Annotated in this window: 24 protein-coding genes and 2 pseudogenes; 12 read left to right on the top strand and 14 right to left on the bottom strand. The window is 69.9% G+C overall.

All coding sequences use genetic code 11. The annotated features are described in order from the left end of the window. Nucleotides 1-71: 71 nt before the first annotated feature. Nucleotides 72-1034: a zinc-binding dehydrogenase gene (locus ACSMXV_RS27770; protein WP_473173931.1), complete on the bottom strand. Its 963-nt coding sequence runs from the start codon at nt 1032-1034 to the stop codon at nt 72-74. Between the two features lie 223 nt (nt 1035-1257). Further along, nucleotides 1258-2481 carry an NAD(P)-dependent malic enzyme gene (locus tag ACSMXV_RS27765; protein WP_473173930.1) on the bottom strand — a complete coding sequence of 408 codons (1224 nt, stop codon included), beginning with the start codon at nt 2479-2481 and terminating at the stop codon, nt 1258-1260. 527 nt (nt 2482-3008) lie between these two features. Here ACSMXV_RS27765 and ACSMXV_RS27760 point away from each other — a divergent pair. The 3 genes from ACSMXV_RS27760 to ACSMXV_RS27750 are packed head-to-tail and all read left to right on the top strand — an operon-like array spanning nt 3009 to nt 5729. Next, a complete protein-coding gene (locus ACSMXV_RS27760) occupies nt 3009-3977 on the top strand; it encodes an ABC transporter substrate-binding protein (RefSeq protein ID WP_473173929.1) in 969 nt (322 codons plus the stop codon). A gap of 40 nt (nt 3978-4017) precedes the next feature. Continuing rightward, complete coding sequence (locus ACSMXV_RS27755) at nt 4018-4959, top strand: amino acid ABC transporter permease (RefSeq protein ID WP_473173928.1); 942 nt, start codon at nt 4018-4020, stop codon at nt 4957-4959. Nucleotides 4960-4976: 17 nt separating this feature from the next. Then, nucleotides 4977-5729, top strand: a complete 753-nt coding sequence (locus ACSMXV_RS27750) for an amino acid ABC transporter ATP-binding protein (protein ID WP_473179088.1) — start codon at nt 4977-4979, stop codon at nt 5727-5729. 131 nt (nt 5730-5860) lie between these two features. On the opposite strand, the gene ACSMXV_RS27745 is transcribed toward ACSMXV_RS27750, so the two are convergent. Next, nucleotides 5861-6622 (bottom strand): class I SAM-dependent methyltransferase, encoded by a 762-nt coding sequence (locus ACSMXV_RS27745; RefSeq protein ID WP_473173927.1) that lies wholly within the window; start codon nt 6620-6622, stop codon nt 5861-5863. A 90-nt stretch (nt 6623-6712) separates the two neighbouring features. Between ACSMXV_RS27745 and ACSMXV_RS27740 the strand changes: the two genes are divergently transcribed. Then, a complete protein-coding gene (locus ACSMXV_RS27740) occupies nt 6713-7342 on the top strand; it encodes a CGNR zinc finger domain-containing protein (protein ID WP_473173926.1) in 630 nt (209 codons plus the stop codon). Here ACSMXV_RS27740 and sodX read toward each other — a convergent pair. Further along, nucleotides 7246-7689, bottom strand: coding sequence for a nickel-type superoxide dismutase maturation protease (gene sodX, locus ACSMXV_RS27735; protein ID WP_473173925.1), 444 nt, complete (start codon nt 7687-7689; stop codon nt 7246-7248). The genes ACSMXV_RS27740 and sodX overlap by 97 nt on opposite strands. Nucleotides 7690-7865: 176 nt before the next feature. Here sodX and sodN point away from each other — a divergent pair, with 176 nt between their 5' ends. After that, nucleotides 7866-8261 carry a superoxide dismutase, Ni gene (gene sodN / locus ACSMXV_RS27730; protein ID WP_181655426.1) on the top strand — a complete coding sequence of 132 codons (396 nt, stop codon included), beginning with the start codon at nt 7866-7868 and terminating at the stop codon, nt 8259-8261. Nucleotides 8262-8268: 7 nt separating this feature from the next. Here sodN and ACSMXV_RS27725 read toward each other — a convergent pair. Next, nucleotides 8269-8460 (bottom strand): annotated as a pseudogene (locus ACSMXV_RS27725) (tyrosine-type recombinase/integrase); the annotation flags it as partial. 233 nt (nt 8461-8693) lie between these two features. Here ACSMXV_RS27725 and ACSMXV_RS27720 point away from each other — a divergent pair. Further along, on the top strand, nt 8694-9452 hold the full coding sequence (locus ACSMXV_RS27720) for a VOC family protein (RefSeq protein ID WP_473173924.1): 759 nt from the start codon (nt 8694-8696) through the stop codon (nt 9450-9452). Nucleotides 9453-9480: 28 nt separating this feature from the next. Here the strand turns inward: ACSMXV_RS27720 and ACSMXV_RS27715 are convergent, their stop codons facing one another. The 5 genes and pseudogenes from ACSMXV_RS27715 to ACSMXV_RS27695 all read right to left on the bottom strand — a co-directional run bounded on the left by ACSMXV_RS27715 (nt 9481) and on the right by ACSMXV_RS27695 (nt 13252). After that, nucleotides 9481-9822: a DUF952 domain-containing protein gene (locus tag ACSMXV_RS27715; RefSeq protein ID WP_181655424.1), complete on the bottom strand. Its 342-nt coding sequence runs from the start codon at nt 9820-9822 to the stop codon at nt 9481-9483. Nucleotides 9823-9957: 135 nt separating this feature from the next. Further along, a complete protein-coding gene (locus ACSMXV_RS27710) occupies nt 9958-10437 on the bottom strand; it encodes a hypothetical protein (RefSeq protein ID WP_473179241.1) in 480 nt (159 codons plus the stop codon). 49 nt (nt 10438-10486) lie between these two features. Further along, nucleotides 10487-10880 (bottom strand): annotated as a pseudogene (locus ACSMXV_RS27705) (dihydrofolate reductase family protein); the annotation flags it as partial. A gap of 139 nt (nt 10881-11019) precedes the next feature. Continuing rightward, complete coding sequence (locus tag ACSMXV_RS27700; protein ID WP_473173923.1) at nt 11020-11661, bottom strand: GNAT family N-acetyltransferase; 642 nt, start codon at nt 11659-11661, stop codon at nt 11020-11022. Nucleotides 11662-11845: 184 nt separating this feature from the next. Next, the gene (locus ACSMXV_RS27695; protein WP_473173922.1) at nt 11846-13252 is read right to left on the bottom strand and encodes a family 2B encapsulin nanocompartment shell protein; all 1407 of its coding nucleotides are present in this window, start codon (nt 13250-13252) and stop codon (nt 11846-11848) included. 191 nt (nt 13253-13443) lie between these two features. Between ACSMXV_RS27695 and ACSMXV_RS27690 the strand changes: the two genes are divergently transcribed. From ACSMXV_RS27690 to ACSMXV_RS27675, 4 genes are all read left to right on the top strand, one after another. Then, nucleotides 13444-14034, top strand: coding sequence for an N-acetylmuramoyl-L-alanine amidase (locus ACSMXV_RS27690; protein ID WP_181655421.1), 591 nt, complete (start codon nt 13444-13446; stop codon nt 14032-14034). 106 nt (nt 14035-14140) lie between these two features. Further along, nucleotides 14141-15082, top strand: a complete 942-nt coding sequence (locus tag ACSMXV_RS27685) for a 1-aminocyclopropane-1-carboxylate deaminase/D-cysteine desulfhydrase (protein ID WP_473173921.1) — start codon at nt 14141-14143, stop codon at nt 15080-15082. Nucleotides 15083-15624: 542 nt separating this feature from the next. Beyond that, nucleotides 15625-16038, top strand: a complete 414-nt coding sequence (locus ACSMXV_RS27680) for an ATP-binding protein (protein ID WP_067277722.1) — start codon at nt 15625-15627, stop codon at nt 16036-16038. After that, nucleotides 16035-17198: an RNA polymerase sigma factor SigF gene (locus ACSMXV_RS27675; RefSeq protein ID WP_473173920.1), complete on the top strand. Its 1164-nt coding sequence runs from the start codon at nt 16035-16037 to the stop codon at nt 17196-17198. The genes ACSMXV_RS27680 and ACSMXV_RS27675 overlap by 4 nt, the downstream gene beginning before the upstream one ends. Before the next feature lie 139 nt (nt 17199-17337). On the opposite strand, the gene ACSMXV_RS27670 is transcribed toward ACSMXV_RS27675, so the two are convergent. After that, the gene (locus tag ACSMXV_RS27670) at nt 17338-17808 is read right to left on the bottom strand and encodes a hypothetical protein (protein ID WP_473173919.1); all 471 of its coding nucleotides are present in this window, start codon (nt 17806-17808) and stop codon (nt 17338-17340) included. Nucleotides 17809-17900: 92 nt separating this feature from the next. Here ACSMXV_RS27670 and ACSMXV_RS27665 point away from each other — a divergent pair, with 92 nt between their 5' ends. Beyond that, nucleotides 17901-18869, top strand: coding sequence for a diacylglycerol/lipid kinase family protein (locus ACSMXV_RS27665; RefSeq protein WP_473173918.1), 969 nt, complete (start codon nt 17901-17903; stop codon nt 18867-18869). A gap of 314 nt (nt 18870-19183) precedes the next feature. Then, nucleotides 19184-19441, top strand: coding sequence for a WhiB family transcriptional regulator (locus ACSMXV_RS27660; protein WP_040248489.1), 258 nt, complete (start codon nt 19184-19186; stop codon nt 19439-19441). A 221-nt stretch (nt 19442-19662) separates the two neighbouring features. Here the strand turns inward: ACSMXV_RS27660 and ACSMXV_RS27655 are convergent, their stop codons facing one another. From ACSMXV_RS27655 to ACSMXV_RS27645, 3 genes are all read right to left on the bottom strand, one after another. Next, nucleotides 19663-21168 (bottom strand): sensor histidine kinase, encoded by a 1506-nt coding sequence (locus ACSMXV_RS27655; RefSeq protein ID WP_473179087.1) that lies wholly within the window; start codon nt 21166-21168, stop codon nt 19663-19665. A 426-nt stretch (nt 21169-21594) separates the two neighbouring features. Further along, nucleotides 21595-22665 carry an SIS domain-containing protein gene (locus ACSMXV_RS27650; protein ID WP_473173917.1) on the bottom strand — a complete coding sequence of 357 codons (1071 nt, stop codon included), beginning with the start codon at nt 22663-22665 and terminating at the stop codon, nt 21595-21597. A gap of 239 nt (nt 22666-22904) precedes the next feature. Then, nucleotides 22905-24395, bottom strand: coding sequence for a glycoside hydrolase family 3 protein (locus ACSMXV_RS27645; RefSeq protein ID WP_473173916.1), 1491 nt, complete (start codon nt 24393-24395; stop codon nt 22905-22907). Nucleotides 24396-24402: the final 7 nt, after the last annotated feature.

Here is a 24402-nt window from a genome sequence, read left to right as displayed (position 1 = left end):
CTCGCTGTCAACCATTATTGACAGGGAGGGCTGAACGCCGCCCCAAGAAACGAGAGAGACCAGCCGGTCGCTCACACGGTGAGGACGATCTTCCCGAACTGCCCGCCGGACTCCATCCGCTCGAAGCCCTCCCGCGCCCGGTCCAGCGGCAGCACCTCGTCGATCACGGGCCGCACGCCCGTCGCCGCGCAGAACGCGAGCAGATCCTCCAGCTCGTCCTTCGTGCCCATCGTGGAGCCGACGACCTTGAGTTCCAGGAAGAAGATGCGGGTGAGTTCCGCGTGCGAGGGGCGGTCGCCGCTCGTCGCGCCGGAAATGACCAGTGTGCCGCCCGGCCGCAGCGACTTGACGGAGTGCGACCAGGTGGCCGCTCCGACCGTTTCGATGACCGCGTCCACTCGCTGCGGCAGCCGCGCACCCGACTCGAGCGCCTCCACGGCCCCCAGCTCCAGGGCGCGCTTGCGCTTCGCCTCGTCCCTGCTGGTGGCGAAGACCCGCAGGCCCGCAGCCTTGCCGAGCACGATCGCCGCCGTCGCGACACCGCCGCCGGCGCCCTGCACGAGGACCGAGTCCCCGGGGCGTACACCGGCGTTGGTGAAGAGCATGCGGTACGCGGTGAGCCATGCGGTCGGCAGACAGGCGGCCTCCTCGAAGGAGAGCTCCTTCGGCTTCGGAAGCACGTTCCACGTGGGCACCGTGACCTGTTCGGCGAAGGTGCCCTGGTACTTCTCGGTGAGGATGGTCTGGGGCTCCTTCGGCCCGACTCCGTGGCCGGTCTGGCCGATGACGGAGTGCAGGACGACCTCGTTCCCGTCCTCGTCGATCCCGGCGGCGTCGCAGCCGAGGATCATCGGCAGCTTGTCCTCACTCAGACCCACTCCGCGCAGCGACCACAGGTCGTGGTGGTTGAGGGAGGCGGCCTTGACGTTCACGGTGGTCCAGCCGGGCCGAGCCTCGGGAGCGGGGCGCTCCCCCAACTCAAGGCCGTTGAGGGGCTGGTCACGGTCAATACGGGCGGCATAGGCAGCGAACATGACCTTGACGATAGGGGGGAGCGGGGCGGGGCGAAACGGCATGCGGGTGTGACACACCGCGCACCGGGCGCCTGCGGCGGGCCTCTGGAATCTGCACACTGACGGGCAGCCGGAATGCGGCCCGCACCGATGGCCGGGTGGGAAAACAAACCGGCCCCGCCCGGGGAAGGCCGAAGGCCGACCCGGGCGGGGCCGCAATTCACGCTCAGCGCAGAGCACTCGCCTAGCGGCGAGCAACACCTTCAGCCCGAGCGGCCGCGGCCACCGCCGCAGTCACCGCCGGAGCAACCCGCTCATCGAACGGCGACGGAATCACGTAGTCCGCCGCGAGATCGTCCCCGACGACCCCCGCCAGCGCCTCCGCGGCCGCGATCTTCATGCCCTCGGTGATCCGGGAGGCCCGCACCTGCAGCGCGCCCGCGAAGATGCCCGGGAACGCGAGCACGTTGTTGATCTGATTCGGGAAGTCGGACCGCCCGGTCGCGACCACGGCCGCGTACTTGTGGGCGATGTCCGGGTGCACCTCGGGGTTCGGGTTCGCCATGGCGAACACGAACGCGCCCTCGGCCATCGACGCCACCGCCGGCTCCGGCACCGTACCGCCGGAGACGCCGATGAAGACGTCGGCGCCGGACAGGGCGGCCTCCAGCGAACCGCTGATCCCCGCCTTGTTGGTGATCGCCGCGAGCTCCTGCTTGACCGGCGTGAGGTCGTCGCGGTCGGCGCTGACGATGCCCTTGCGGTCGGCGACCGCGACATCCCCGATACCGGCCTCCAGGAGCATCTTCGCGATGGCGACGCCCGCCGCCCCCGCACCCGAGATCACCGCACGCAGATCACCCAGCGTCCGGCCGGTCAGCTTCGTCGCGTTCCGCAGGGCGGCGAGCGTGACGACGGCCGTGCCGTGCTGGTCGTCATGGAAGACGGGAATGTCGAGCCGCTCCTGGAGCCTGCGCTCGATCTCGAAGCAGCGCGGCGCCGAGATGTCCTCCAGATTGACGCCGCCGAACGAGGGGGCGAGCCGCACCACGGTGTCGACGATCTCGTCCGTGTCCGTCGTCGCGAGAGCGATCGGCACCGCGTCCACGCCACCGAACTGCTTGAAAAGGATCGCCTTGCCCTCCATCACCGGAAGGGAGGCCTCCGGGCCGATGTCTCCGAGCCCGAGCACGGCCGTCCCGTCCGTCACGACGGCGACGACGTTCGACTTCCACGTGTAGTCGTGGACGAGGTCCGGCTGCTCGGCGATGGCGCTGCACACCTTGGCGACGCCGGGCGTGTACGCGAGGGACAGGTCGTCCTTGTCACGGACCGGCACCGTGGCCTGCACGGCCATCTTGCCGCCGCGGTGCAGCGCGAACGCCGGGTCGAACGAATCGAGGGGCTCGCCCTCGCCCTCCTGACCCGTACTGCTGTCGCTGCGAGGATTGACGATCTCCGCTGCCACTTTGTTTTACCCCTTAAGGCTTCATTGGTTGAGGGTGTCCACTCCTGATTGAGGGGTGGGCGGGCACCACATATGCCCCGATTTGACCGATACGTACGGGGTACATACGCGACGGGCGCGCCGCACACGCGCCCTGGGCCCCGGATGAGGGGTGTAAGGAACCTTCTTACCCGACGGACCCCACCGCCGACGAGTCCATATCGTTGCGGTGACATGACTCATAGCCGGTTTTCTGGACAAGTCGGTGACAGCTCCGTGTACGGCACAGGCGCGTCGTCGGGAATCGCTCACATGCTGAGATGCGCCGAAGATCCTCCGGCCGGAGGGAGGCAATCCCGTAGAAGGTCCGGCCGTGATGTGCCGACCTGACGGGATTCGGGGGTCACCCGTTATCCGATTTTGACATGGCCGACGTCCTGAAGGGGCTAGTCCGAATGGCAAGATGCCGTAATCACACGTGGTCGCGACACTCGATGGTGTGTGCCCGTCGACCGATCGGCATCGCCCTCACCCGGAGGAAACCAACCATGACCGCAAGCTTCACCCGCCGTACGACCGCCGCGAGCTCCGCGAAGTCCCGGATCGCCGCGGTCGGCGCAATCGCGGTCGCCGGTGCGCTGCTGCTCACAGGCTGTGGTGACCAGACCAAGGACGACGGCCCGAGCACCAACGAGACGACCAGCGCCCCGCTGGCCGACAAGCTGCCCAAGGAGATCCGGGACAAGGGCGAGATCAAGGTCGGCTCGGACATCGCGTACGCGCCGGTCGAGTTCAAGGACGACTCCGGCAAGACGGTCGGCATCGACCCGGACATCGCGGCCGCGATGGGCAAGCAGCTCGGCGTGACGTTCAAGTTCGAGAACGGCACCTTCGACACCCTCATCGGCGGCCTCGCCTCAAAGCGGTACGACATCGCCATGTCGGCCATGACCGACACCAAGGACCGCCAGGAGGGCGTCGACGCCGACACCGGCAAGAAGGTCGGCGCCGGCGTCGACTTCGTCGACTACTTCACCGCGGGTGTCTCGCTCTACACCAACAAGGGCGACGACCAGGGAATCAAGACCTGGGACGACCTGTGCGGCAAGACGATGGCCGTGCAGCGCAACACCTTCTCCCACGACCTCGCCAAGGACCAGGCGAAGAAGTGTGAGAAGGACGGCGAGAAGACCCTGAAGATCGAGGACTTCGCCACCAACCCCGAGGCCGAGACCCGCATGCGCTCCAAGGGCGCCGACGTCGTCTCCGCCGACTTCCCGATCGCCGCGTACTCCGTGAAGAACGCCGGCGGCGGCAAGTACTTCGAGATCGTCGGCGACCAGGTCGAGGCGGGCCCGTACGGCATCGCCGTCGCCAAGGACAACACCGAGCTGCGCGACGCGCTGCAGGCCGCACTCGACGCGATCATCGAGAACGGCGAGTACAAGAAGATCATCGAGAAGTGGGGCGTCGAGGACGGCGCGGTCACCGAGGCCAAGATCAACGGTGGTTCCTGACCCCCGGTCCGGTTCCACTCGGCTCTGAAAGGCTCCACCCGTGACTGTTGACGTCAACAAGACGGACGGTCCCGCCGACGCGACACCCCCTGCCGGACCGGAGGCCATCAAGGCCATTCCGGTCCGGCACCTCGGGCGCTACGTGTCCGCGGCCATCGCACTCGCCCTCTTCGGCTCGATCGTCTACGCCTTCGCGCAAGGCAAGATCAACTGGGGCGCGATCCCCGACTACTTCTTCGACGACCGCATCATCGACGGCGTCGTCAACACCCTCCTGCTCACCGTGCTGTCCATGGTGATCGGCATCGCGGGCGGCATCCTGCTCGCCGTGATGCGTCTGTCGAAGAACCCGGTGACCTCGTCGATCGCGTGGTTCTACATCTGGTTCTTCCGCGGCACGCCGGTCCTGGTCCAGCTCTTCGTATGGTTCAACCTCGGCCTGGTCTTCGAGTACATCAACCTCGGCCCTGTCTACAAGGACTACTGGTCCTCGTTCATGACGCCGCTGTTGACGGCGCTGCTCGGCCTGGGACTCAACGAGGCCGCGTACATGGCCGAGATCTGCCGCGCCGGTCTGCTCTCCGTGGACGAGGGCCAGACCGAGGCCTCGCACGCGCTGGGCATGAGCCACCCCAAGACACTGCGCCGGATCGTGATCCCGCAGGCGATGCGCGTGATCGTGCCGCCGACGGGCAACGAGGTCATCAACATGCTGAAGACGACCTCGCTCGTCTCGGCGGTGCAGTTCCTCGACCTGTTCAAGGCAGCCCAGGACATCGGTCAGAACGCGGGCTCCACGGTGGAGATGTACTTCCTCGCCGCCGCCTGGTACCTGATCATGACGTCGCTCCTGAGCGTCGGGCAGTACTACATCGAGCGGTACTACGCCCGCGGTTCGAGCCGTACCCTGCCCCCGACGCCGCTCCAGCGCCTCAAGGCCGCCGTCCTGCCCGCGCGCCGCCCGAAGGGAGTCACGGCATGAAGCAGTCCTCCCACGCCATGGTGAAGGCCGAGGGCGTCCACAAGTCCTTCGGTCACGTCGAGGTCCTCAAGGGCATCGACCTCGAGGTGAAGTCCGGCGAGGTGTTCTGCCTCATCGGCCCGTCGGGCTCCGGCAAGTCGACGTTCCTGAGGTGCATCAACCACCTGGAGAAGATCAACGCCGGCCGGCTCTACGTCGACGGCGACCTGGTCGGCTACCGGCAGCAGGGCGACAAGCTCTACGAGCTGCGCGACCGCGAGGTCGCCATGAAGCGCCGGAACATCGGCATGGTCTTCCAGCGCTTCAACCTGTTCCCGCACATGACGGCCGTGGAGAACGTCATGGAAGCGCCGGTCCAGGTCAAGGGCACGAGCAAGGCTCAGGCCAAGGAGCAGGCGATGCAGCTCCTGGACCGCGTCGGCCTCGCCGACAAGGCCGGGAACTACCCGTCGCAGCTCTCCGGCGGCCAGCAGCAGCGCGTGGCCATCGCCCGTGCGCTGGCGATGGACCCGAAGCTGATGCTCTTCGACGAGCCGACCTCCGCGCTCGACCCGGAGCTCGTCGGAGACGTCCTCGACGTCATGCGCGACCTCGCCGAGTCCGGCATGACGATGGTCGTCGTCACGCACGAGATGGGCTTCGCGCGCGAGGTCGGCGACAGCCTCGTCTTCATGGACGGCGGCGTGGTCGTCGAGTCCGGCAACCCGCGCGACGTCCTGACGAACCCGCAGCACGAGCGGACGCAGTCGTTCCTGTCCAAGGTGCTGTAACGGTACGTACGACAAGGGGCGGTACGGGATCCTCGTACCGCCCCTTTCGCGCATCGGGGGCTATGACAGCGACTCACGCAGAAGAGGCGGTACGAATTTTCGTACCGCCTCAACCGAGGTTGCCGGGGTGCTTACTTCAGCGCCAGCACCAGAGCGTCAGAGGGCGAGCGCCACACCGCCCGCGCCTCCCCGAAGCCCTTGTCGCGCAGCACGCGCGCGTGCCAGTCCGCGGAGGGTGTCTCGCCGTCGGCGTGCTCACCGTAGATCTCGAACCGCTTCGCGGTCGGCTCGGCCAGCACCGGGTCCTCGGCGGCGAGCGCCCACCATTCGGTCCAGTCGAGGGCGCCGGCCGCCTTTGCGCGTTTCATCTGCGCGTGCCGGTGGGCGCGCTCGGCGGCGTTGATCCGCGGCGTGGACTCGTCGATCATGTGGTCCGCGTTCATGAAGACGCCGCCCTCGCGGACGAGGCCGGCGATCTGGCCGTAGAGCGCGGCGAGGGGCTCCTTGTGCAGCCAGTGGAGGGCGGTGGCGGTGAGGACGGCGTCGTATGTCTCGTACGGCAGCCTGCCCGTCCACTGCGGGCCCTTGAGGTCGGCGGTGACGAAGGTGGCGCGGTCGTCGCCCGCGAAGGTGCCCTCGGCGATGGCGAGCAGGGCCGGGTCGAGGTCGACGCCCGTGCTGACGGCGTTCGGGAACCTCTCGAGCAGCCGGCTTGTGATACTCCCCGTACCGCATGCGAGGTCCAGTACGCGCGGCGCGGTGCCGACCGTCGCCTCGACCATGTCCAGCATCACCCGGAACCGCTCCTCGCGGTCCGGCATGTACCACTCCTGCTGCCGGTCCCAGCTCTCCTGCCAGGCGCGCCAGTCGGCACCGGCCGTGGTCTCCGTCATCCGAGCCCCTCCCCTGCGTAATACCCTCGAATCGCGCGCAGCTGTTACTCGTGCCCGCCTGAAGATAGACCGCCCCCGTAAGGACTACAAGTGGAACTCGCCTATTACTCGGACTACGCCGTGCGCCTGGTCAACAGCGAGGAGCCCGGTCGCAACAAGGACTCGCTGACCTCTGTGGAGGCCGTCCGGGCCCTCTTCGGCGTCAATGCGTCCGCGGCCCGGCGCGCCACGGACGCGGATGTGACGCGCTTCCGCTCCGTACGGGCGCGGCTGCGGGCGGTCTTCGAGGCGGCGGACAGCGGCGACGAGACGCTGGCCGTCGACCTGCTGAACTCGCTGCTGCTCGAGTTCCCGGTCAGCCCTCAGATCTCCGGACACGACCATCGGGACGACGACGGCCGCCCCCTGTGGCACATGCACCTCGCGGACCATCCGTCCAACGCGACCGCCGGCTATGCGGCGATCGCCGCGATGGGGCTCGCCTTCCACCTCACGTCGTACGGCGTCGACCGCCTCGGCCTGTGCGAGGCAGCACCGTGCCGCAACGCCTACCTCGACACGTCCACGAACCGCTCACGGCGGTACTGCTCGGACCGCTGCGCGACCCGGGCCAATGTGGCGGCCTACCGCGCCCGCAAGCGCTTGGAGGCGGACCGGTCCGAGAGCACCGGCCGCAGTGCGGAGAAAGCCCACGAGATCAGCGCGGGGACGGACCGCTGACCCTCGCCCTCCTCCCGGCTGCGCGGCCGGAAGCGCGCCCGCACCGTCGCGAGGACGAGCTCGTCGGGCACGGCACCGTAGACCGTGCTGTCCCCGCCCGGCGAGAACGGGTTGTCGCCGAGCACCCACCAGCCGTCGTCGCGGCGCTCGACCACGCGCTTGACGACCAGCAGGTCCTGCTGGAACGGGTGCCGCAGGATCACCACGGCGCCCGGCCGGACCCGGGCGCCGTACTGGACCAGCATCCAGTCCCCCGGGTTGAGTGTGGGCACCATCGACGGCCCGTCCACCTCGATCAGTTGGAACGGCACGCGTGCCTCCCGCCCCTCCGCTGCCGTCTCAGGCATCAGAAAACCTCCGGTTCCGCTCGGCCTACGTTCCGGTTGCGTTCCGGTTCCATCCTTCACCAGTCCCAGTCTGGCCCCGGACTTTTGTCCTAAGCCCATGGGGGCACTCGCGAAAACCCGTCTTCCACGGAGTAATGTCCCACCTGAGAAGACGATCACGAGGAAGGACAGCATCCATGCTCTCCCGCCTGTTTGCCCCCAAGCTGAAGGCCAGTGCGCACTGCGACCTGCCCTGCGGTGTGTACGACCCGGCCCAGGCCCGCATCGAGGCGGAGTCGGTCAAGGCCGTCCAGGAGAAGATGGCGGCCAACGACGACCCGCATTTCCAGGCCCGCGCCACCGTCATCAAGGAGCAGCGCGCCGAGCTCGCCAAGCACCACGTCTCGGTGCTGTGGAGCGACTACTTCAAGCCCCCGCACTTCGAGAAGTACCCGGAGCTGCACCAGCTGGTCAACGACGCCCTGAAGGCCCTCTCGGCCGCCAAGGCGTCGACGGACCCGGCCACCGGCCAGAAGGCGCTGGACTACATCGCCCAGATCGACAAGATCTTCTGGGAGACCAAGAAGGCCTGATCTTCGATCATGCTGCTTGACCTGCGATTTCTTTGGTCGCCTGGTCTTTCTGCCCGCACCCGGTCCGCAGGCCGCCGAGCATGGCGTCCATGACGGTCCGGGTGCGGTCTTCTTCGCCCGGCCACAGGTAGGCGTAGATCCGCAACGTGATGACTGCGGCCGCGTCGCCGAGGACTCGCTGGACCTGCTTGACGCTCGCTCAAGCAACTCGCCTGTGCGCAAGCCTGATCCGGCCGGCGTGACGATCGCCGCGGGGATATCCGGCGGCATCACGCCCGCCGGTGCGCTGGCGGTCCTGGCCGCCCGCCGAGCCGACCGCCTGACCGCCCTGAGCGCTGAACTGGACGACGCCCTCGCGGTCCCGACCGACATCACCGACCCCGCGCAGGCACAGGCCCGTCACGACGCCGCGCCGGAACACGTTGAGGAACCATGCCGAACAGCCAAGTGATCCGCTGGACCCATGCCTTCATCGACCGGCCCGCTGAGCGGTTCGGCCGGGCCTGTGCGTTCTGGACCGCCGTCACCGGCACTCGTCTGTCCGAATTCCGCGGTGAGCGAGACGAGTTCGTGACCCTCCTGGCGGACGGCGCCGATGCGTGCCTGAAGGCGCAGGGGGTCGAGGAGGGGCCCGGCGGTGCGCATCTCGATCTGGCCGTCGAGGACGTCGCGGGCCTTGTGAAGGACGCGGTGCGCCTCGGTGCCTCGGTGGTCGCCGAGCACGAGGGCTGGGCGGTGCTGCGGTCACCCGGCGGTCAGTTGTTCTGCGCGGTTCCGTTCCACGGCGAGCAGGTGCGGCCGCCCGTGGTCGCCGGTCCCGACGGGTCGTACAGCCGTCTCGACCAGGTGTGCATCGACCTGGCGCCGAGCGTGTACGACGCCGAGGTTGCGTTCTGGGCCGCTCTCACCGGATGGGAGTCGCGCCCGGGCTCCCTGCCGGAGTTCCACGTGGTGAGACCGGGCCCGGAACTGCCCGTCCGCATCCTGCTGCAGCGACTCGGCACCGACCGGCCGACCTCCGCGCACCTCGACCTCGCCTGCTCCGACATCGCGGCGACCCGTGCCTGGCACGAGGAGCACGGAGCCACGCTCGTGGGGCAGGGCACACACTGGACCGTGATGCGGGATCCGGCCGGCGCGATCTACTGCCTGACGGGGCGTGCCCCGGAGACCGGCGGCCTGCCCGGATAGGGTCCCGGCCTATGCGCGGTCCGCGGCCTCACGCGTCCTGCGCGTCGGCCGTCCACGGCTCGACCCTGACGACGGCGTCCACCGGGACAGGGCCGTAAATGTGCGGAAACTCCTCGGCGCCGGGCTCTGGGGCCTCGTAGCGCACGGGCGCCGTGAGGCGGTCGCTGTCGATGACCAGGAGGACGAGTTCGTCGGGGCCGGTGTACGCCCCGTACAGGAAGGAAGCCACACTCGGGAGTTGGTGGCGCAGCGAGCAGTGGATGAAGCCCTCTTCGCCGAGCGTGCGGCCGCGCGTGGAGATTTCGTACGCGCCGGTCCGCTGGGCCGCGTCCCACAGGGCGCGTTCGGTGAGGTGCACGAGTTCTGGCATGGCGGCACGCTAGAGCAGCCGGGCTGCCCGGGCCAGCAGATATCGCGTCTCCAGGATGGCCTGGCAGGTGGCCGCCGGGATGGTCAGCGCCCTGCTCACCGCCGTCGGTCCCGCCGCGGGGGCGCGGGGCTGGGGCTATCCCTGTCGGCCGTCCGGGGGACTGTCCTTCATCGGGACGTCCTGGTCGCCGCGCGGGCCGACACGGCCACCCCGCACGCCGCCGCCCGCGGCTCCGGCCTGGTCGTCCAGGCCCTCCATGTCGGGCCGGCCCCGGTCCTCTGTACGGCCTGCCGCGTCCTTGCTACGGCCTTCCGCTGCCGCCCTGCCCGCTGCCGGGCGCGCGCCCACGGCCGTAATACTGCCCGTCGCTGGGGGCCAGGCCGTTCGCGGGTGCTCCCGGTACGACCGCCGGGCCCCTGCGCCGTGGGCCGCATCCACCGGCTCCTCGTAGGCCGAGCAGTCGGGATTGCGGCACGGTCCCGGACCCCACACGGGGACGAACGCGCCCAGAATCTTGCGCCTGTGAATGACCGTGCCGACGGGCTGTCCGCAGACGGGGCAGACGTACTCCTCGCTCCGCGGGCGGCGGCCGGACCGGCGCCCTTCGATGCCCATGCCTCCACCATAGGGCGGTCCGCGCGGCCCGGCCCCCGGGAAGCAGCCACCGCTTTCTGCTGTACGTCCGTACGGGTACGCCGTCGTCGAACGCCTGCACCGAGTCGAGAGCGAACTCGTCCACGGCGAACCCCGACCTGAAGATCGGCATGCCGGAACCGAGGACGACGGGACAGGTCGTGACGACCAGCTCGTCCACCTCGGCGAACAGCTCACCCGCAAGGGGTCGCGCCCCCGCACAGCCAGATGCCGAACCCGCTGTCCCCCGGATTCAGCTCATGGACCTTGCCCACCACGTCGTCCGCCCACATCTGCACGTTCGGATGCGGCGACCGGGTGAGGGTGGGCGAGGCGACGTACTCGCGCATGTTCCCGTACGGGCCGGTGATCTTGGCGTCCAGAGCAAGGCCGTAGCCGGCCCGGCCCTGGATGACGGTGTCGAAGCAACCCGGCGGCCCTCGGCGAAGACAGCGGAGGGCGGCACTCGTGGACGCCGCCGTGGAGGTACTGGCGCACGAGGGTGCGCGCGGGCTCACCTTCCTCGCAGTGGGCAGCGAGGCGGGAGTGCCCACGGGCACCGCCTCAGCTCACCGCAGGCGTCGTCCCCGGCTCGCGCCACATCGGCCACATCTGCGGGCCGTCCGGCAGGTCGACCTGGCGCCCGGTGAAGGCGAAGCCCAGCCGCTCGTACAGGCGGCGGCTGCGCGCGCTGCTCGCCTCCAGATAGGCGGGGAGCCCCTCGCGGTCGCAGCGGTCGAGCACGGACTCGATGAGCGCCGTGCCGAGCCCTTCACCCTGGCGCTCGGGCGTCACGGCTATCAGCAGCAGGTACTCGTGGGCCGGTCCGGTCGGGTGGACGGCTCCGGTCAGCCTGCCGACCAGCTCGACCCGTTCGTTGTCCGGGTCGACGGCCTCTCGCATCTGCGCGGGACCGTCATCCTCGGCCTTGTGGTCCCCGGATACGCCACCCTCGTGATCCGCGGGTTCGCCGGCGGGCACGGAGAGCCACAGCGCGGCGGCCTGGCCGTCCTCCGTGAGGTCCACGCGCCCCTCGCTCAGCACGAGGTCGAGAAAGGCCCCCATCAGCTTGTGGTGGGTGCGGCGGCGGTGGTCCGCGTCGGGAAAGACCCAGCTGCTGACCGGGTCGTCCTGGAACGCCTCGTCCAGCAGCCGGGTGACGGCCTCGCGGTCGCTCTCGACGGCCCTCCGGATCGCCACGCCCATGCCCCTGCCCGCCCTTCGTCTCGTCCCCACGCGAGTCACTCCGGCCCATCGGAGCAACCCTCAACCCGCCTCAGCACAGCGGCGGTTGCAGCCTAGGCGATGACGTTCGTACACATGGACGGGACCCGCACACCGGCCGGATCACACTCCGGCGCCCGTACACAGGGCCTGCCCACGCGGGACGTCACCGCCAGCGGCCGATCTCCACGTTCTCCAGGACCCCCAGGGCGTCGGGCACCAGCACGGCCGCCGAGTAGTACGTCGTGACCAGGTAGGAGATGATCGCCTGCTCGCTGATGCCCATGAACCGCACGGAGAGGCTGGGCTCGATCTCGTCCGGGATGCCCGGCTGGTGCAGGCCGATGACGCCCTGCTCGTCCTCTCCCGTACGCATGCAGATGATCGAGGTGGTCCTGGCCTCGGTCACCGGGATCTTGTTGCAGGGGAAGATCGGCACACCGCGCCAGGTGGGGATCCGGTTGCCGCCGATGTCGATGCTCTCGGGCACCAGGCCGCGCTTGTTGCACTCGCGGCCGAACGCCGCGATCGCGCGCGGGTGGGCGAGGAACAGCTTGGATCCGCGCCTGCGGCTGAGCAGTTCGTCCATGTCGTCCGGACTGGGCACGCCGTCGTGCGGCTGCAGCCGCTGGTCGTACTCGCAGTTGTGCAGCAGCCCGAACTCCCGGTGGTTGACGAGCTCGTGCTCCTGGCGCTCCTTCAGCGCCTCGACGGTGAGCCGCAACTGCTGTTCCGTCTGGTTCATCGGCTGGTTGTAGAGGTCGGCCACGCGCGTGTGGATGCGCAGAACGGTCTGGGCGACGCTCAGTTCGTACTCCCGAGGCGCCGGCTCGTAGTCGACATACGTGCCGGGCAGCACCGCCTCGCCCACATGTCCGGCGGAGAGGTCGATGGGCGCCTCTCCGTACTTGTTGGTGCGCTGCCGCGGCAGCGAGCGGAGCCGCCGCAGGTGCTCGCGCAACGACTCGGTGCGCTCGGCGACCTGCTCGAGGTCCTGGTGCGACAGGGTGAGCACGGTGCAGGCCGTCACCGCGCGGGCGGTGTACTCCCACATCGCGTCGGCGTCGATGAGCGCCTGCTCCCCGAAGTACGCCCCGTCGGCGAGGACTCCGAGGACGGCGTCATCGCCATAGGGGCCGGTGCCGATTTTCTCGATCCTGCCGTGTGCCAGCAGGAACACTTCGTCGGCCTGGCTGCCGAACGACGCGAGCACCTCTCCCGGGGCGAACTCCCGCTGCCGGCAGCGCCGGGCGAGCTCGGCGAGGCCCTCCTGGTCCTCGTACGCCCGCAGGACGGGCAGTTCGCCGAGCTCGGCGGGGATGACCTGCACGCTGTCACCGGTCTTCACGAACGTCACCCGGCCGTCGCCGACGGAATAGCTCAGACGGCGGTTCACGCGGTACGTACCGCCCTGCACATTCACCCACGGCAGCATGCGCAGCAGCCAGCGTGAGCTGATCTCCTGCATCTGAGGCGCGGACTTGGTGGTGGTGGCCAGGTTCCGCGCGGCCGCTGCGCCGAGACTCTGCTGCGACCTGCTCTGCTCCCCGCGGACCTCTTCGCCTACCGACATGACTGTGCCCTCCCGATGGTGCGCCGACCTGCACTGCCTGCACACACGAGACTTTCATCACGCAAGGTATCGATACCATTACACAAAAGAGCGGGAATGGATCATCGTGAACGCGGGCACATCACCCGCACACGCAGGGCCCCTCAGCGCCTCAGGGGCCCGGGAGGTACCCCCACCGCAAAGGAGGCGGCATGGCCCCACCCATGCCCGCGAGCACGTTTCTGGACGCCCTCAGAGACGAGGGCCTGACCGTCGTCGAGGTCGGCGACTGGCGCGACCACAACCGCAACCACAAGGGCCCCTGGGGACCGGTGCACGGCGTGATGATCCACCACACCGTCACCTCGGGCAGCGAGCGCACCGTCCGCATCTGCCGCGAGGGCTACGCGGGCCTGCCGGGTCCGCTGTGCCACGGCGTCATCACCAAGGACGGCCGGATCCACCTCGTCGGCTACGGACGTGCCAACCACGCGGGACTGGGCGACGACGACGTACTGCGCGCCGTCATCGCCGAGAAGACCCTCCCGTCGGACAACGAGGCGAACACCGACGGCAACCGGCACTTCTACGGTTTCGAGTGCGAGAACCTCGGCGACGGCGAGGATCCGTGGCCCGAGGCGCAGCTGGAAGCCATCGAGAAGGCGGCGGCCGCGATCTGCCGCCACCACGGCTGGACGGAGCGCTCGGTCATCGGCCACCTCGAATGGCAGCCGGGCAAGTCGGATCCGCGCGGCTTCACGATGAACGCGATGCGGGAGCGCATCCGCGACCGCCTGAAGTGACCTCTGCGGGCGAGCGGCCGCCGGCGGGCACAGCGCCTCGGGCGGCCGCGCGACGGGCACCCAGGCCCCGACGCGCTCTTCGCGGCGACCGACCGACAATGGACCGGTGACCAGCCCTGACAGCGCCGCAGCACTCAGCCCCGCAACAGGCAGCCCGGCCGCAGTCGGCCCCGCCGCCCTGCGGCCGCGGCTGCCGTCGCCGTTGCAGACGGTCGAGGACGAGCGATTCGCGCGCCGCGGGCTGCGGCTGCTGCTCAAGCGGGACGATCTGATCCACCCGGACCTGATCGGCAACAAGTGGCGCAAGCTGGAGCCGAACCTCCGGGCGGCCGCGGGCCGGACGATCGTGACATTCGGCGGCGCGTACTCCAATCACCTCCGTGCCACCGCCGCGGCGGGCCGACTGCTGGGTCTGCCCACGATCGGCGTGGTACGGGGGCAGGAACTGGCAGGCCAGCCCCTCAACCCGTCCCTGTCCCGGTGCGCGGCCGACGGCATGCGTCTGCGTTTCATCGACAGATCGACGTACCGGCGCAAGAGTGAACCGGACGTCCTGGCCACGATCCTGCGCGACGTCGGGGTCGCCTATGTCGTCCCCGAGGGAGGAAGCAACTCCCGCGCCGTGCAGAGCTGCACAGCGCTCGGCCAGGAGCTGCGCGGCCACGCAGACGTCGTCGCCGTCGCCTGCGGCACCGGCGGCACCCTCGCCGGACTGGCAGCCGGACTCGGCCCCGGACAGCGCGCACTGGGCATACCCGTACTCAAGGGCGGCTTCCTGACCGACGAGATACGGGCGCTGCAGGAACAGGCCTTCGGCGGCCGGCGCGGCGACTGGTCCCTCGACGACCGTTTCCACTTCGGCGGTTACGCCCGCACCACCCCGGAACTCGAAGCGTTCGCCAGGGACTTCGAGGACCGGCACGGTCTGCCCGTCGAACGTCTCTATGTCGCCAAGATGCTGTACGGACTTGTCACCCTCGCCGAAGAGGGGGCCTTCGCGCAGGGAACCACGGTGACCGCCGTCATCACGGGACGCCCTTTCCCCTGAGTCCCCCGGACGTTCAGCGAGCAGCCGCCAAACAGGGCACGAACAGTGCGTAACGGAACGACAACGCTACGAAAACCGCCGGCAGCGCCCGCAGATCGCGATCGGAACTGCTGGTCAGGCACGGCCCTCCGCTTCCCCACAGCTTTCCTCACGGGCGTCGTAACCTTGCCAGCATGAACGAGCGCCTGCACGTCGCAGAGCTGCCGCGCCCCGAGCCGTCAGCGCTGCCCCTGCGTACCCTCGAGCCCGGTGAAAGCCGGCGCTGGTGCTTTGCGGACGGGGTGCTCGTCTGAAGTGGATCAGGACGGTTCGACCGTCCAGGGCCTGGGTACGTCAAACCGGCGCGCGCTCTTCCCAATTGGGCCCGCAGACCCCTAGCCACTGTGCGTACTCATGGGCTTACTATGAGTGACAGCAGGGGAGGAGGTCCTCGGGACAGGGAACTTGGAGGCGCGATAGCGTCACCGCTGAACCATGTATCGCGTTACTCCGGGGGGCCGCCCTCGGCCCCCGGAAAGCTCGGAATCACCTTGGAGGTGAGGGTGTCCCAGATCGCAGGCGAGCCCGCGACCCAGGACTTCGTGGAAGTCCGGCTGCCGGCTGCGGGTGCCTACCTGTCGGTGCTGCGGACGGCCACGGCCGGCCTCGCGGCGCGCTTGGACTTCACCCTGGACGAGATCGAGGACCTCCGCATCGCGGTCGACGAGGCCTGCGCGATCCTGCTGCAGCAGGCCGTTCCCGGCTCCGTGCTCAGCTGCGTCTTCCGGCTCGTGGACGACTCGCTCGAGGTGACGGTCTCGGCTCCCACCACCGACGGCAGGGCACCCGAGCGCGACACCTTCGCCTGGACGGTGCTGTCGGCCCTGGCCGGGAAGGTCGATTCCTCGGTCGCCGACGACAAGACCGTTGCGATCAGCCTCTACAAACAGCGCGGCGCGGGACCCGGGCCGGCGTGAGGGACGGGGACGGACCGGTGCGGGACGAAGAGCGCGGGATCCGGGGACTTCCGGGCGAGAACACCGGCAGCCGGGGCAGGAAGCCGGCCGAGGGGCGTGCGGTTCCGGCGGAGCCGACGCGCGCTCCGGGAGCCGGCATCCCCGAGCAGCAGGCGCGGCCGCATCCCGAGGACGACTCCTTCGCCGACGGCACACCGACCGACGACTCCTCGGCGGTGGACGCCGCGGCGGATGCGTCGAAGCGGGCAGAGGCCGTCGGCGAGGACGAGCGCGAGGCGCTCTCCGGCCGGGACGGCGAGACGGGGGTACCTCCCGGCGGCGGCTGGGGGAGGGCGGGATACATGAGCGAGCACGTGCACGAGGCCGAGCAGGGAGCGCAGCGCGCACCGCACATCCAGCACGATCCGCAGGACCGCAGCGGTGCGCGGGTGATGTTCGTAGAGCTGCGCAAGCTCCCGGAGGGATCGCCCGAGTACGCGGAACTGCGCAACCAGCTGGTCCGCATGCACCTGCCGCTCGTCGAGCACCTCGCCCGCCGCTTCCGCAACCGCGGCGAACCGCTGGACGACCTCACCCAGGTCGCCACGATCGGCCTCATCAAGTCCGTGGACCGCTTCGACCCGGAGCGCGGCGTGGAGTTCTCCACGTATGCGACCCCCACGGTCGTCGGCGAGATCAAGCGGCACTTCCGCGACAAGGGATGGGCGGTACGGGTCCCGCGGCGGCTGCAGGAGCTGCGGCTGTCGCTGACCACGGCCACCGCCGAGCTCTCCCAGCTGCACGGCCGCTCCCCCACGGTGCACGAGCTCGCCGAGAAACTGGCGATCTCCGAGGAGGAGGTCCTGGAGGGCCTGGAGTCCGCCAATGCGTACTCCACGCTGTCGCTGGACGTCCCGGACACGGACGACGAGTCCCCGGCCGTCGCGGACACGCTGGGCGCGGAGGACGAGGCGCTGGAGGGCGTCGAGTACCGCGAGTCGCTCAAGCCGCTCCTGGAGGACCTGCCGCCCCGCGAGAAGCGGATCCTGCTGCTGCGCTTCTTCGGCAACATGACCCAGTCGCAGATCGCTCAGGAGGTCGGCATCTCCCAGATGCACGTGTCGCGGCTGCTGGCCCGCACGCTGGCTCAGCTGCGGGAGAAGCTGCTCGTGGAGGAGTAGCTCTCGTGGAGGAGAAGCTGCTCGTGGAGGAGTAGCTCTCGTGGAGGAGAAGCTGCTCGTGAAGGAGTAGGCGAGGAGGCCGCCGGGGGTAGGGCGGGTCCGCGGGGACCGTTCCCGGAACCCCCGACCGACGTTTCGCCTACTTCTTCGGCCCCGGCGGCTGCTTCGGCTCCTCGCCGCCGCCGGGCCCCCGGATGCCGAGCGCCCGGGTGGTCGCCGGGTTCACCAGCAGGACCAAGGCGGTCACCGCCACGACGCCCAGGGCGATCCCGGCGGGGATCGCCAGGCTGTCGGCCTGCAGCAGCGTCCATGCCACCGGCAGCGCCATGATCTGCGTGATGATCGCCGGCCCCCGGCTCCAGCTGCGCTGCTGCAGCAGGCCGCGCGCCGCGAGCAGGGGCAGCAGCGCGAGGACGATGAGCGTGACCCCGCCGGTCGCGGCTTGCGAGACGCTGTCCGCGTCACTCGTGAACCCCCTGACGAGCAGATACACACCCGCGGCGACGAGCGCCACACCCTCCAGCGCGGCAAGGACCGCCGCGGCGGTCAGCCGTCCGGGGCGGGGCCCTGCCTCGGTGACGTCGGGAATGGGGGTCTGTCCTGAGCTCACCCCAGCAGACTAGCCCCGGCCGCAGACGGCCAGGACCTCGGTACCGGACACCGGTCTGGGTTTAGTACCACCCGGTAGGTACTCTCTTTCGCATGCGTGCACTCCTCGTGGTCAATCCGGCGGCAACCACCACCAGTGCACGGACACGTGATGTGCTGATCCACGCACTCGCGAGCGAGATGAAGCTCGAGGCGGTCACCACGGAGTACCGCGGGCACGCCCGGGACGTCGGCCGGCAGGCCGCGGAGAGCACGGACGTCGACCTGGTCGTCGCGCTCGGCGGGGACGGCACGGTCAACGAGGTCGTCAACGGCCTGCTGCACCACGGCCCCGATCCGGACCGCCTCCCCCGCCTCGCCGTCGTCCCCGGCGGATCCACCAACGTCTTCGCGCGCGCCCTGGGCCTGCCGAACGACGCCGTGGAGGCCACCGGCGCCCTGCTCGACGCGCTGCGCGAGGGCAGCGAGCGCACGGTCGGTCTGGGCCTCGCGGCGGGCACGCCCGGCACGGCGGACGAGGCCGTCCCCGGTCGCTGGTTCACGTTCTGTGCGGGGCTCGGCTTCGACGCGAGCGTGATCGGCAGGGTCGAGCAGCAGCGAGAGCGCGGCAGGCGTTCCACGCACGCCCTCTACCTGCGCCAGGTGGTACGCCAGTTCCTTGACGAGCCGCACCGCCGGCACGGCGTGATCACCCTGGAACGGCCGGGTGAGGATCCGGTGACCGATCTTGTGCTGTCGATAGTCTGCAACACCTCCCCGTGGACATTCCTGGGCACCCGCCCGGTCTATGCGTCCCCCAGAGCTTCGTTCGACACCGGACTGGACGTCCTCGGACTGAGCAAGCTGTCAACCGGCGCGGTCGCCCGGTATGCCACGCAATTGCTTACTTCGTCCCCCGAGCGCGGCCCCAAGGGCAAGCATGCGGTCTCGCTGCACGACCTGACGGACTTCACCTTGCATTCGAAGGTGCCGCTGCCCCTTCAGATGGACGGCGACCACCTGGGACTGCGGACGAGCGTGACGTTCACAGGCGTACGCCGTGCACTGCGTGTGATTGTGTGAGCGGAAGGGCCTAAAGTCCTTTCACTCGAACGTTTAGGCAGGGATCCACCCCATGGAAGTACGGCTGTGACCTAGTCGACACCGAGGAATCAAAAAAAACTTCTCGCAGGGGGTTGTATCCGCCGCCGAGGTTTGCGAATCTCTACATGGCGCTCGAGACGGCCGCAACACAGGCCCCAGTAGAGAGCCCGAACCCCTCCTCAATCCACAGGACCACGCCGGGAACCTGGCGGTAGGCCTTCACTTGTTGGGGGATTCGTGAAAGCGTTCACATTCACAAGCAACTTGACGTAATACCAAGAGAGGTAGCAGCCATGGACTGGCGTCACAACGCCGTTTGCCGCGAGGAAGACCCCGAGCTGTTCTTCCCCATCGGCAACACCGGTCCTGCGCTGCTGCAGATCGAGGAAGCCAAGGCCGTCTGCCGTCGCTGCCCTGTTGTTGAGCAGTGTCTGCAGTGGGCGCTCGAGTCCGGCCAGGACTCCGGTGTCTGGGGTGGCCTCAGCGAGGACGAGCGTCGCGCTATGAAGCGCCGCGCCGCCCGCAACCGGGCGCGCCAGGCCAGCGCCTGACGCCCACGCCCCGTACGAGCCTCGGCCCGGCGGCGCGTACAGCGAGTACGCATCTCCCGCCCCCGAGCCGCAGCGCGCAGTATCTTGTGCTCCCCCAGGCCCAGCCCGGGTGGTGCCCCGAAAGCAGCGTGAAGTGAGCCCCGGACCGATTCGGTCCGGGGCTCACTGCTGTGCCGGCCCGCCTGCCGTTGCCGGCGTGGGCTGCTCCCGGCCCGAGCCGGCTACTTCTCGGCGTGGGCTGCTCGGTTCGGCGCCGCACGGCTGCTTCTCGCGCGGACCGGGATGTCCAGGATCACCTGGGTGCCGCGCTCGGGGGCCGGGACCATGTCGAAGGTCCCGCCCAGCTCGCCCTCGACCAGGGTGCGGACGATCTGGAGACCCAGGTTTCCGGACCGCTGCGGATCGAAGCCCTCGGGCAGGCCGACTCCGTTGTCCTGGACGGTGATGAGCAGCCGGGATTCGCGCGTGGTTCCACCGCGTACCGCCGTGACCTCGACCGTGCCGTGGTCGCCCGGGCGGAAGCCATGCTCCAGGGCGTTCTGCAGGATCTCCGTGAGGACCATCGACAGCGGGGTTGCGACCTCGGCGTCCAGGATCCCGAAGCGGCCGGTGCGCCGGCCGGTGACCTTGCCGGGTGAGATCTCCGCGACCATCGCCAGCACACGGTCGGCGATCTCGTCGAACTCCACGCGCTCGTCCAGGTTCTGGGACAGCGTCTCGTGGACGATGGCGATGGAGCCGACGCGGCGTACGGCCTCTTCGAGGGCCTCGCGGCCCTTGTCGGAGTCGATGCGGCGGGCCTGCAGGCGCAGCAGGGCGGCGACGGTCTGCAGGTTGTTCTTCACCCGGTGGTGGATCTCCCGGATGGTCGCGTCCTTGGTGATCAACTCGCGTTCGCGGCGGCGCAGTTCGGTGACGTCGCGCAGCAGGACGAGCGAACCGATGCGGGTGCCCTTGGGCTTGAGTGGGATGGCCCGGACCTGGATGACGCCGTCGTCGCCCTCGATCTCGAACTCGCGGGGCGCCCAGCCGCTGGCGACCTTCGACAGGGCCTCGTCCACGGGCCCGCGGGACGGGGCGAGTTCGGCGGTGGTCATGCCGAGGTGGTGGCCGACGAGGTCGACGGCGAGGCCGAGGCGGTGGTACGCGGACAGGGCGTTCGGCGAGGCGTACTGGACGATGCCGTCCGCGTCGAGCCGGATGAGGCCGTCGCCGACGCGCGGCGAGGCGTCCATGTCGACCTGCTGGTCGGGGAACGGGAAGGACCCGGCGGCGATCATCTGGGCCAGGTCGGATGCGCTCTGGAGGTACGTGAGTTCGAGGCGAGAGGGGGTGCGGACGGTGAGCAGGTTGGTGTTGCGGGCGATGACGCCGAGGACGCGGCCCTCACGGCGTACGGGGATCGACTCGACCCGTACCGGCACCTCCTCGCGCCACTCCGGGTCGCCCTCGCGCACGATGCGGCCCTCGTCGAGCGCGGCGTCGAGCAGAGGGCGGCGGCCGCGCGGGACGAGGTGGCCGACCATGTCGTCCTGGTAGGAGGTGGGGCCGGTGTTGGGCCGCATCTGGGCGACGGACACATAGCGCGCGCCGTCCCGGGTGGGCACCCACAGGACGAGGTCGGCGAACGAGAGGTCGGAGAGCAGCTGCCACTCCGAGACCAGCAGATGCAGCCACTCGAGATCCGTGTCGGAGAGGGCTGTGTGCTGGCGGACGAGCTCGTTCATGGAGGGCACGTCTGCGAGCGTACCTGGCGGATCGGGTGCCCAGGACATGCGCCCGGCGCAGCCCATCGTGCCCGCGGACACCCGCGTCACCTGGCCCGGAGACACCCGCGGGCCGCGGCGCTGGAAGGGACCCTCAACCCTCCCGGCACCGCAGCCCGGAGCAATACCGGCCGGCGGGTGTGCGGTCCCGGACGGCCGAGGGATGAGGAGCCGGAGCAGTCAGGGCAGAGAGCCCGGTTCCTCGGTCCGCCTTCCTGTGCGGGGAGGGCGGAGGTTCAATCCGAATTCTGGACTAGACCACAATCGGATGTCCATGCGTTGGGGAATGTCAGTTGCTGTTGTTTTCCCGAACATGCGGCGCAGGCTGCTCCGACACTCCCACACACTGCACGGATGCGGGGGCCGGCCGGTTCACGCGGACCTGGTTCAGCGGGTCTCGGTCACCTTCGCCAGGGCGCGCGGGGCGTCCGGGTCCTGACCGCGGGCGATCGTCACCTCGTACGCGAGCAGCTGGAGGGGGATGATCTCCAGGATCGGCTGGACCTCCTCGGCGACGCCCTCGGTCGGCAGGACGAAGCCGGCCGACGCCTGCTCGACCTGGGCCTTCGGGCCGATCACGACGAGGTCGGCGCCGCGTCCGCGCAGCCGGTCGAGGACGGGCTGGAGGGCCTCGCCGCCCTTGCCGTCGGTCACCACCGCGATGACCGGGGAGATGTTGTCGACCATGGCGAGGGGGCCGTGCAGGAGGTCGGCTCCGGAGTACGACAGGGCCGGGATGTAGCTCGTCTCCATCAGCTTGAGCGCGGCTTCCTTCGCCGTCGGATAGCCGTAGCCGCGGGAGGTGATCACCATGCGCTCGGCGAAACGGTAGCGGGAGGCGAGCGCCTTGACCTCGTCGTGGCGCGCCAGCAGCTTGTCGGCGAGGTCGGGCAGCGGCTTGGCTGCCGAGCCGTCGCCGCCGTGCAGGCCTTCCACGAAGAGGTAGAGGGCGAGGAGAGAGGCTGTGTAGGTCTTGGTCGCGGGGAGCGCCTTCTCGGGGCCGGCCATGATGTCGATGTGGTACTCGGAGACGGCCGCCAGCGGCGAGTCCGGGTTGTTGGTGACCGCGAGTGTGATGGCACCGGCATCGCGGGCGGCCTTCGTGGAGGCCACGAGGTCCGGGGAGCCGCCGGACTGGCTGACGGTGATGACCAGGACATCGGTCAGGTCCGGGCGGGCGCCGTACGCGGTCGTCGTGGACATTGAGGTCAGGCCGCAGGGGATGCCGAGCCGGATCTCCAGCAGGTACTTGGCGTACAGCGCGGCGTTGTCCGAGGTGCCGCGGGCGGTGAGCAGGACGAAGCGGGGCTTCTTCGCTGCGACCTGTTCGGCGACCGCGCGGATCTTCGGGGCGCCGGACTCGAGGATGCGGCGCAGCACGGCGGGCTGCTCGGCCATCTCGCGGGACATGGTCCGGCCCGGCTGCTCGCTCTGCGGGCCGGGGGTGGTGGCGGTCATGCGGATGCCTCCAGGTCGGGGTCGTCGCGTCCATTCCACCCCGGCGGGGGTGGCTCTGCCCGTCGAGACGGCCGGTGACGATCTGCCAGATTGGTCTATACCACTCGCATGGTATCAGGCGGACTCGCGGCCCTTCAGGGCCGGTGTCCGGCCTGCGGCCGCCGGGGACTGCGTGGACCACCCCGGCCCGCGCGAACCGGGACCGGTCACCGGCGTGAGCCGCCCGCAGATGCGTACGCTCACACCCCCGCGATGACCTCCGCCGCCGCCCGCCCGCACACCCGGGCCGCTCCATGCGTGGCGATGTGGAGGGCACCCCGCGGTGGGGACTGGGGGACGCCCATTTCGACCACGATGGTGTCGGGGCGGGCGGCCAGCAGGGTGTCGAGGATGGACGACATCCACGGATGCCGGTGCTCGTCGCGGACGACGGCAACGATGCGGCGGTCGCCCGCGGCGCTGAGTACCCCTTCGGCGGCGCCCGGAGCGGACCAGTTGCCCGTCTCCGTACCGGGCAGGAGCCGTGCAAGTTCGGCGGCCACGCCCCACGGCGTCTCGTCACCGACCGCGATGTTCGCGACGGGGGTGAGCGCGGCGACATAGGGGGCCGAGGTGACCGGGGTGTACGCGTCGGACCGGGTCAGTGTGAGCGCGCGGCGGGCCGCTATCAGCCCGATGTCTCCGGCGGCGCGGGAGCCCGCCTCCGTCCACCGCGCCAGCTCGCGCACACGCGCGGCCGCGTCGGCGAGGCGTTCCTCGGGCAGCTCCCCCGCGCGTACCGCATCGACGAGTGCGTCGCGCAGCCGCAGCACTGTGTCGTCGTCCGCGAGGCCGCCGCCCACGCAGATGGCGTCGGCGCCGGCGGCGATGGCGAGGACGCTGCCGCGCTCGATGCCGTAGGCCGCGGCGATGGCCTGCATCTCGATGCCGTCGGTGACGATGAGCCCGTCGTAACCGAGCTCCTCGCGCAGCAGGCCGGTGAGGATGCGGCGGGAGAGGGTCGCGGGACGCTCGGGATCCAGGGCCGGTACGAGGATGTGGGCGCTCATCACCGCGCGCGTGCCCGCGGCGATCGCGGCCCGGAACGGGGCGAGTTCGCGGGCGTGCAGGGTTTCGAGGTCGGCGTCGATGCGCGGCACCGCGTGGTGCGAGTCGACCGCGGTGTCGCCGTGCCCCGGGAAGTGCTTGGTGCAGGCTGCGACCCCGGCGGACTGCAGCCCCTCGACGTACGCGGCGGTGTGCCGGGCCGTGAGGGCCGCGTCGGCGCCGAAGGAACGTACGCCGATGACGGGGTTCGCGGGGTTGGAGTTGATGTCGGCGGACGGCGCCCAGTTGAGGTTGACGCCGCAGGCGGCGAGGCGGCGGCCGAGTTCGGCGGCCACGTCACGGGTCAGATGGACGTCGTCCACCGCGCCGAGGGCGTGGTTGCCGGGGAACGAGGAGCCGGTGCGCACCTCGAGCCGGGTGACGTCGCCGCCCTCCTCGTCTATGGCGACGAGGAGGTCGTCCCGCTCGGCGCGCAGCTGGGCGGTGAGCGCGGCAAGCTGCTCGGGCGAGGCGATGTTGCGGCCGAACAGGCCGACCGAGGCCAGGCCTTCGCCGAGCCTGCGCAGCAGCCAGTCGGGGGCGCTGGTGCCGGTGAAGCCGGGCTGGAGGACGGTGAGCGCGTCGCGGGTCAGGCCATCGGTCTTCGAATTGGACGCAGCCGTGCCGCGGGCGAGTGTCGTCATGGCGGAG

This window comes from Streptomyces sp. DSM 42067 (genome assembly GCF_055792885.1).
The sequence above is the reverse complement of the archived record's forward strand: the minus strand, read 5'-3'. Positions and strand labels throughout refer to the sequence as shown.

Coding starts and splice junctions, on each gene's coding strand:
- ACSMXV_RS27720 (WP_473173924.1), top strand. CDS start 8,694: ATGCCGAACAGCCAAGTGATCCGCTGGACCCATGCCTTCATCGACCGG.
- ACSMXV_RS27700 (WP_473173923.1), bottom strand. CDS start 11,661: ATGGGCGTGGCGATCCGGAGGGCCGTCGAGAGCGACCGCGAGGCCGTC.
- sodN (WP_181655426.1), top strand. CDS start 7,866: ATGCTCTCCCGCCTGTTTGCCCCCAAGCTGAAGGCCAGTGCGCACTGC.
- ACSMXV_RS27745 (WP_473173927.1), bottom strand. CDS start 6,622: ATGACGGAGACCACGGCCGGTGCCGACTGGCGCGCCTGGCAGGAGAGC.
- ACSMXV_RS27695 (WP_473173922.1), bottom strand. CDS start 13,252: ATGTCGGTAGGCGAAGAGGTCCGCGGGGAGCAGAGCAGGTCGCAGCAG.
- ACSMXV_RS27665 (WP_473173918.1), top strand. CDS start 17,901: ATGCGTGCACTCCTCGTGGTCAATCCGGCGGCAACCACCACCAGTGCA.
- ACSMXV_RS27650 (WP_473173917.1), bottom strand. CDS start 22,665: ATGACCGCCACCACCCCCGGCCCGCAGAGCGAGCAGCCGGGCCGGACC.
- ACSMXV_RS27655 (WP_473179087.1), bottom strand. CDS start 21,168: ATGAACGAGCTCGTCCGCCAGCACACAGCCCTCTCCGACACGGATCTC.
- sodX (WP_473173925.1), bottom strand. CDS start 7,689: ATGCCTGAGACGGCAGCGGAGGGGCGGGAGGCACGCGTGCCGTTCCAA.
- ACSMXV_RS27750 (WP_473179088.1), top strand. CDS start 4,977: ATGGTGAAGGCCGAGGGCGTCCACAAGTCCTTCGGTCACGTCGAGGTC.
- ACSMXV_RS27660 (WP_040248489.1), top strand. CDS start 19,184: ATGGACTGGCGTCACAACGCCGTTTGCCGCGAGGAAGACCCCGAGCTG.
- ACSMXV_RS27710 (WP_473179241.1), bottom strand. CDS start 10,437: ATGGGCATCGAAGGGCGCCGGTCCGGCCGCCGCCCGCGGAGCGAGGAG.
- ACSMXV_RS27690 (WP_181655421.1), top strand. CDS start 13,444: ATGGCCCCACCCATGCCCGCGAGCACGTTTCTGGACGCCCTCAGAGAC.
- ACSMXV_RS27645 (WP_473173916.1), bottom strand. CDS start 24,395: ATGACGACACTCGCCCGCGGCACGGCTGCGTCCAATTCGAAGACCGAT.
- ACSMXV_RS27760 (WP_473173929.1), top strand. CDS start 3,009: ATGACCGCAAGCTTCACCCGCCGTACGACCGCCGCGAGCTCCGCGAAG.
- ACSMXV_RS27715 (WP_181655424.1), bottom strand. CDS start 9,822: ATGCCAGAACTCGTGCACCTCACCGAACGCGCCCTGTGGGACGCGGCC.
- ACSMXV_RS27770 (WP_473173931.1), bottom strand. CDS start 1,034: ATGTTCGCTGCCTATGCCGCCCGTATTGACCGTGACCAGCCCCTCAAC.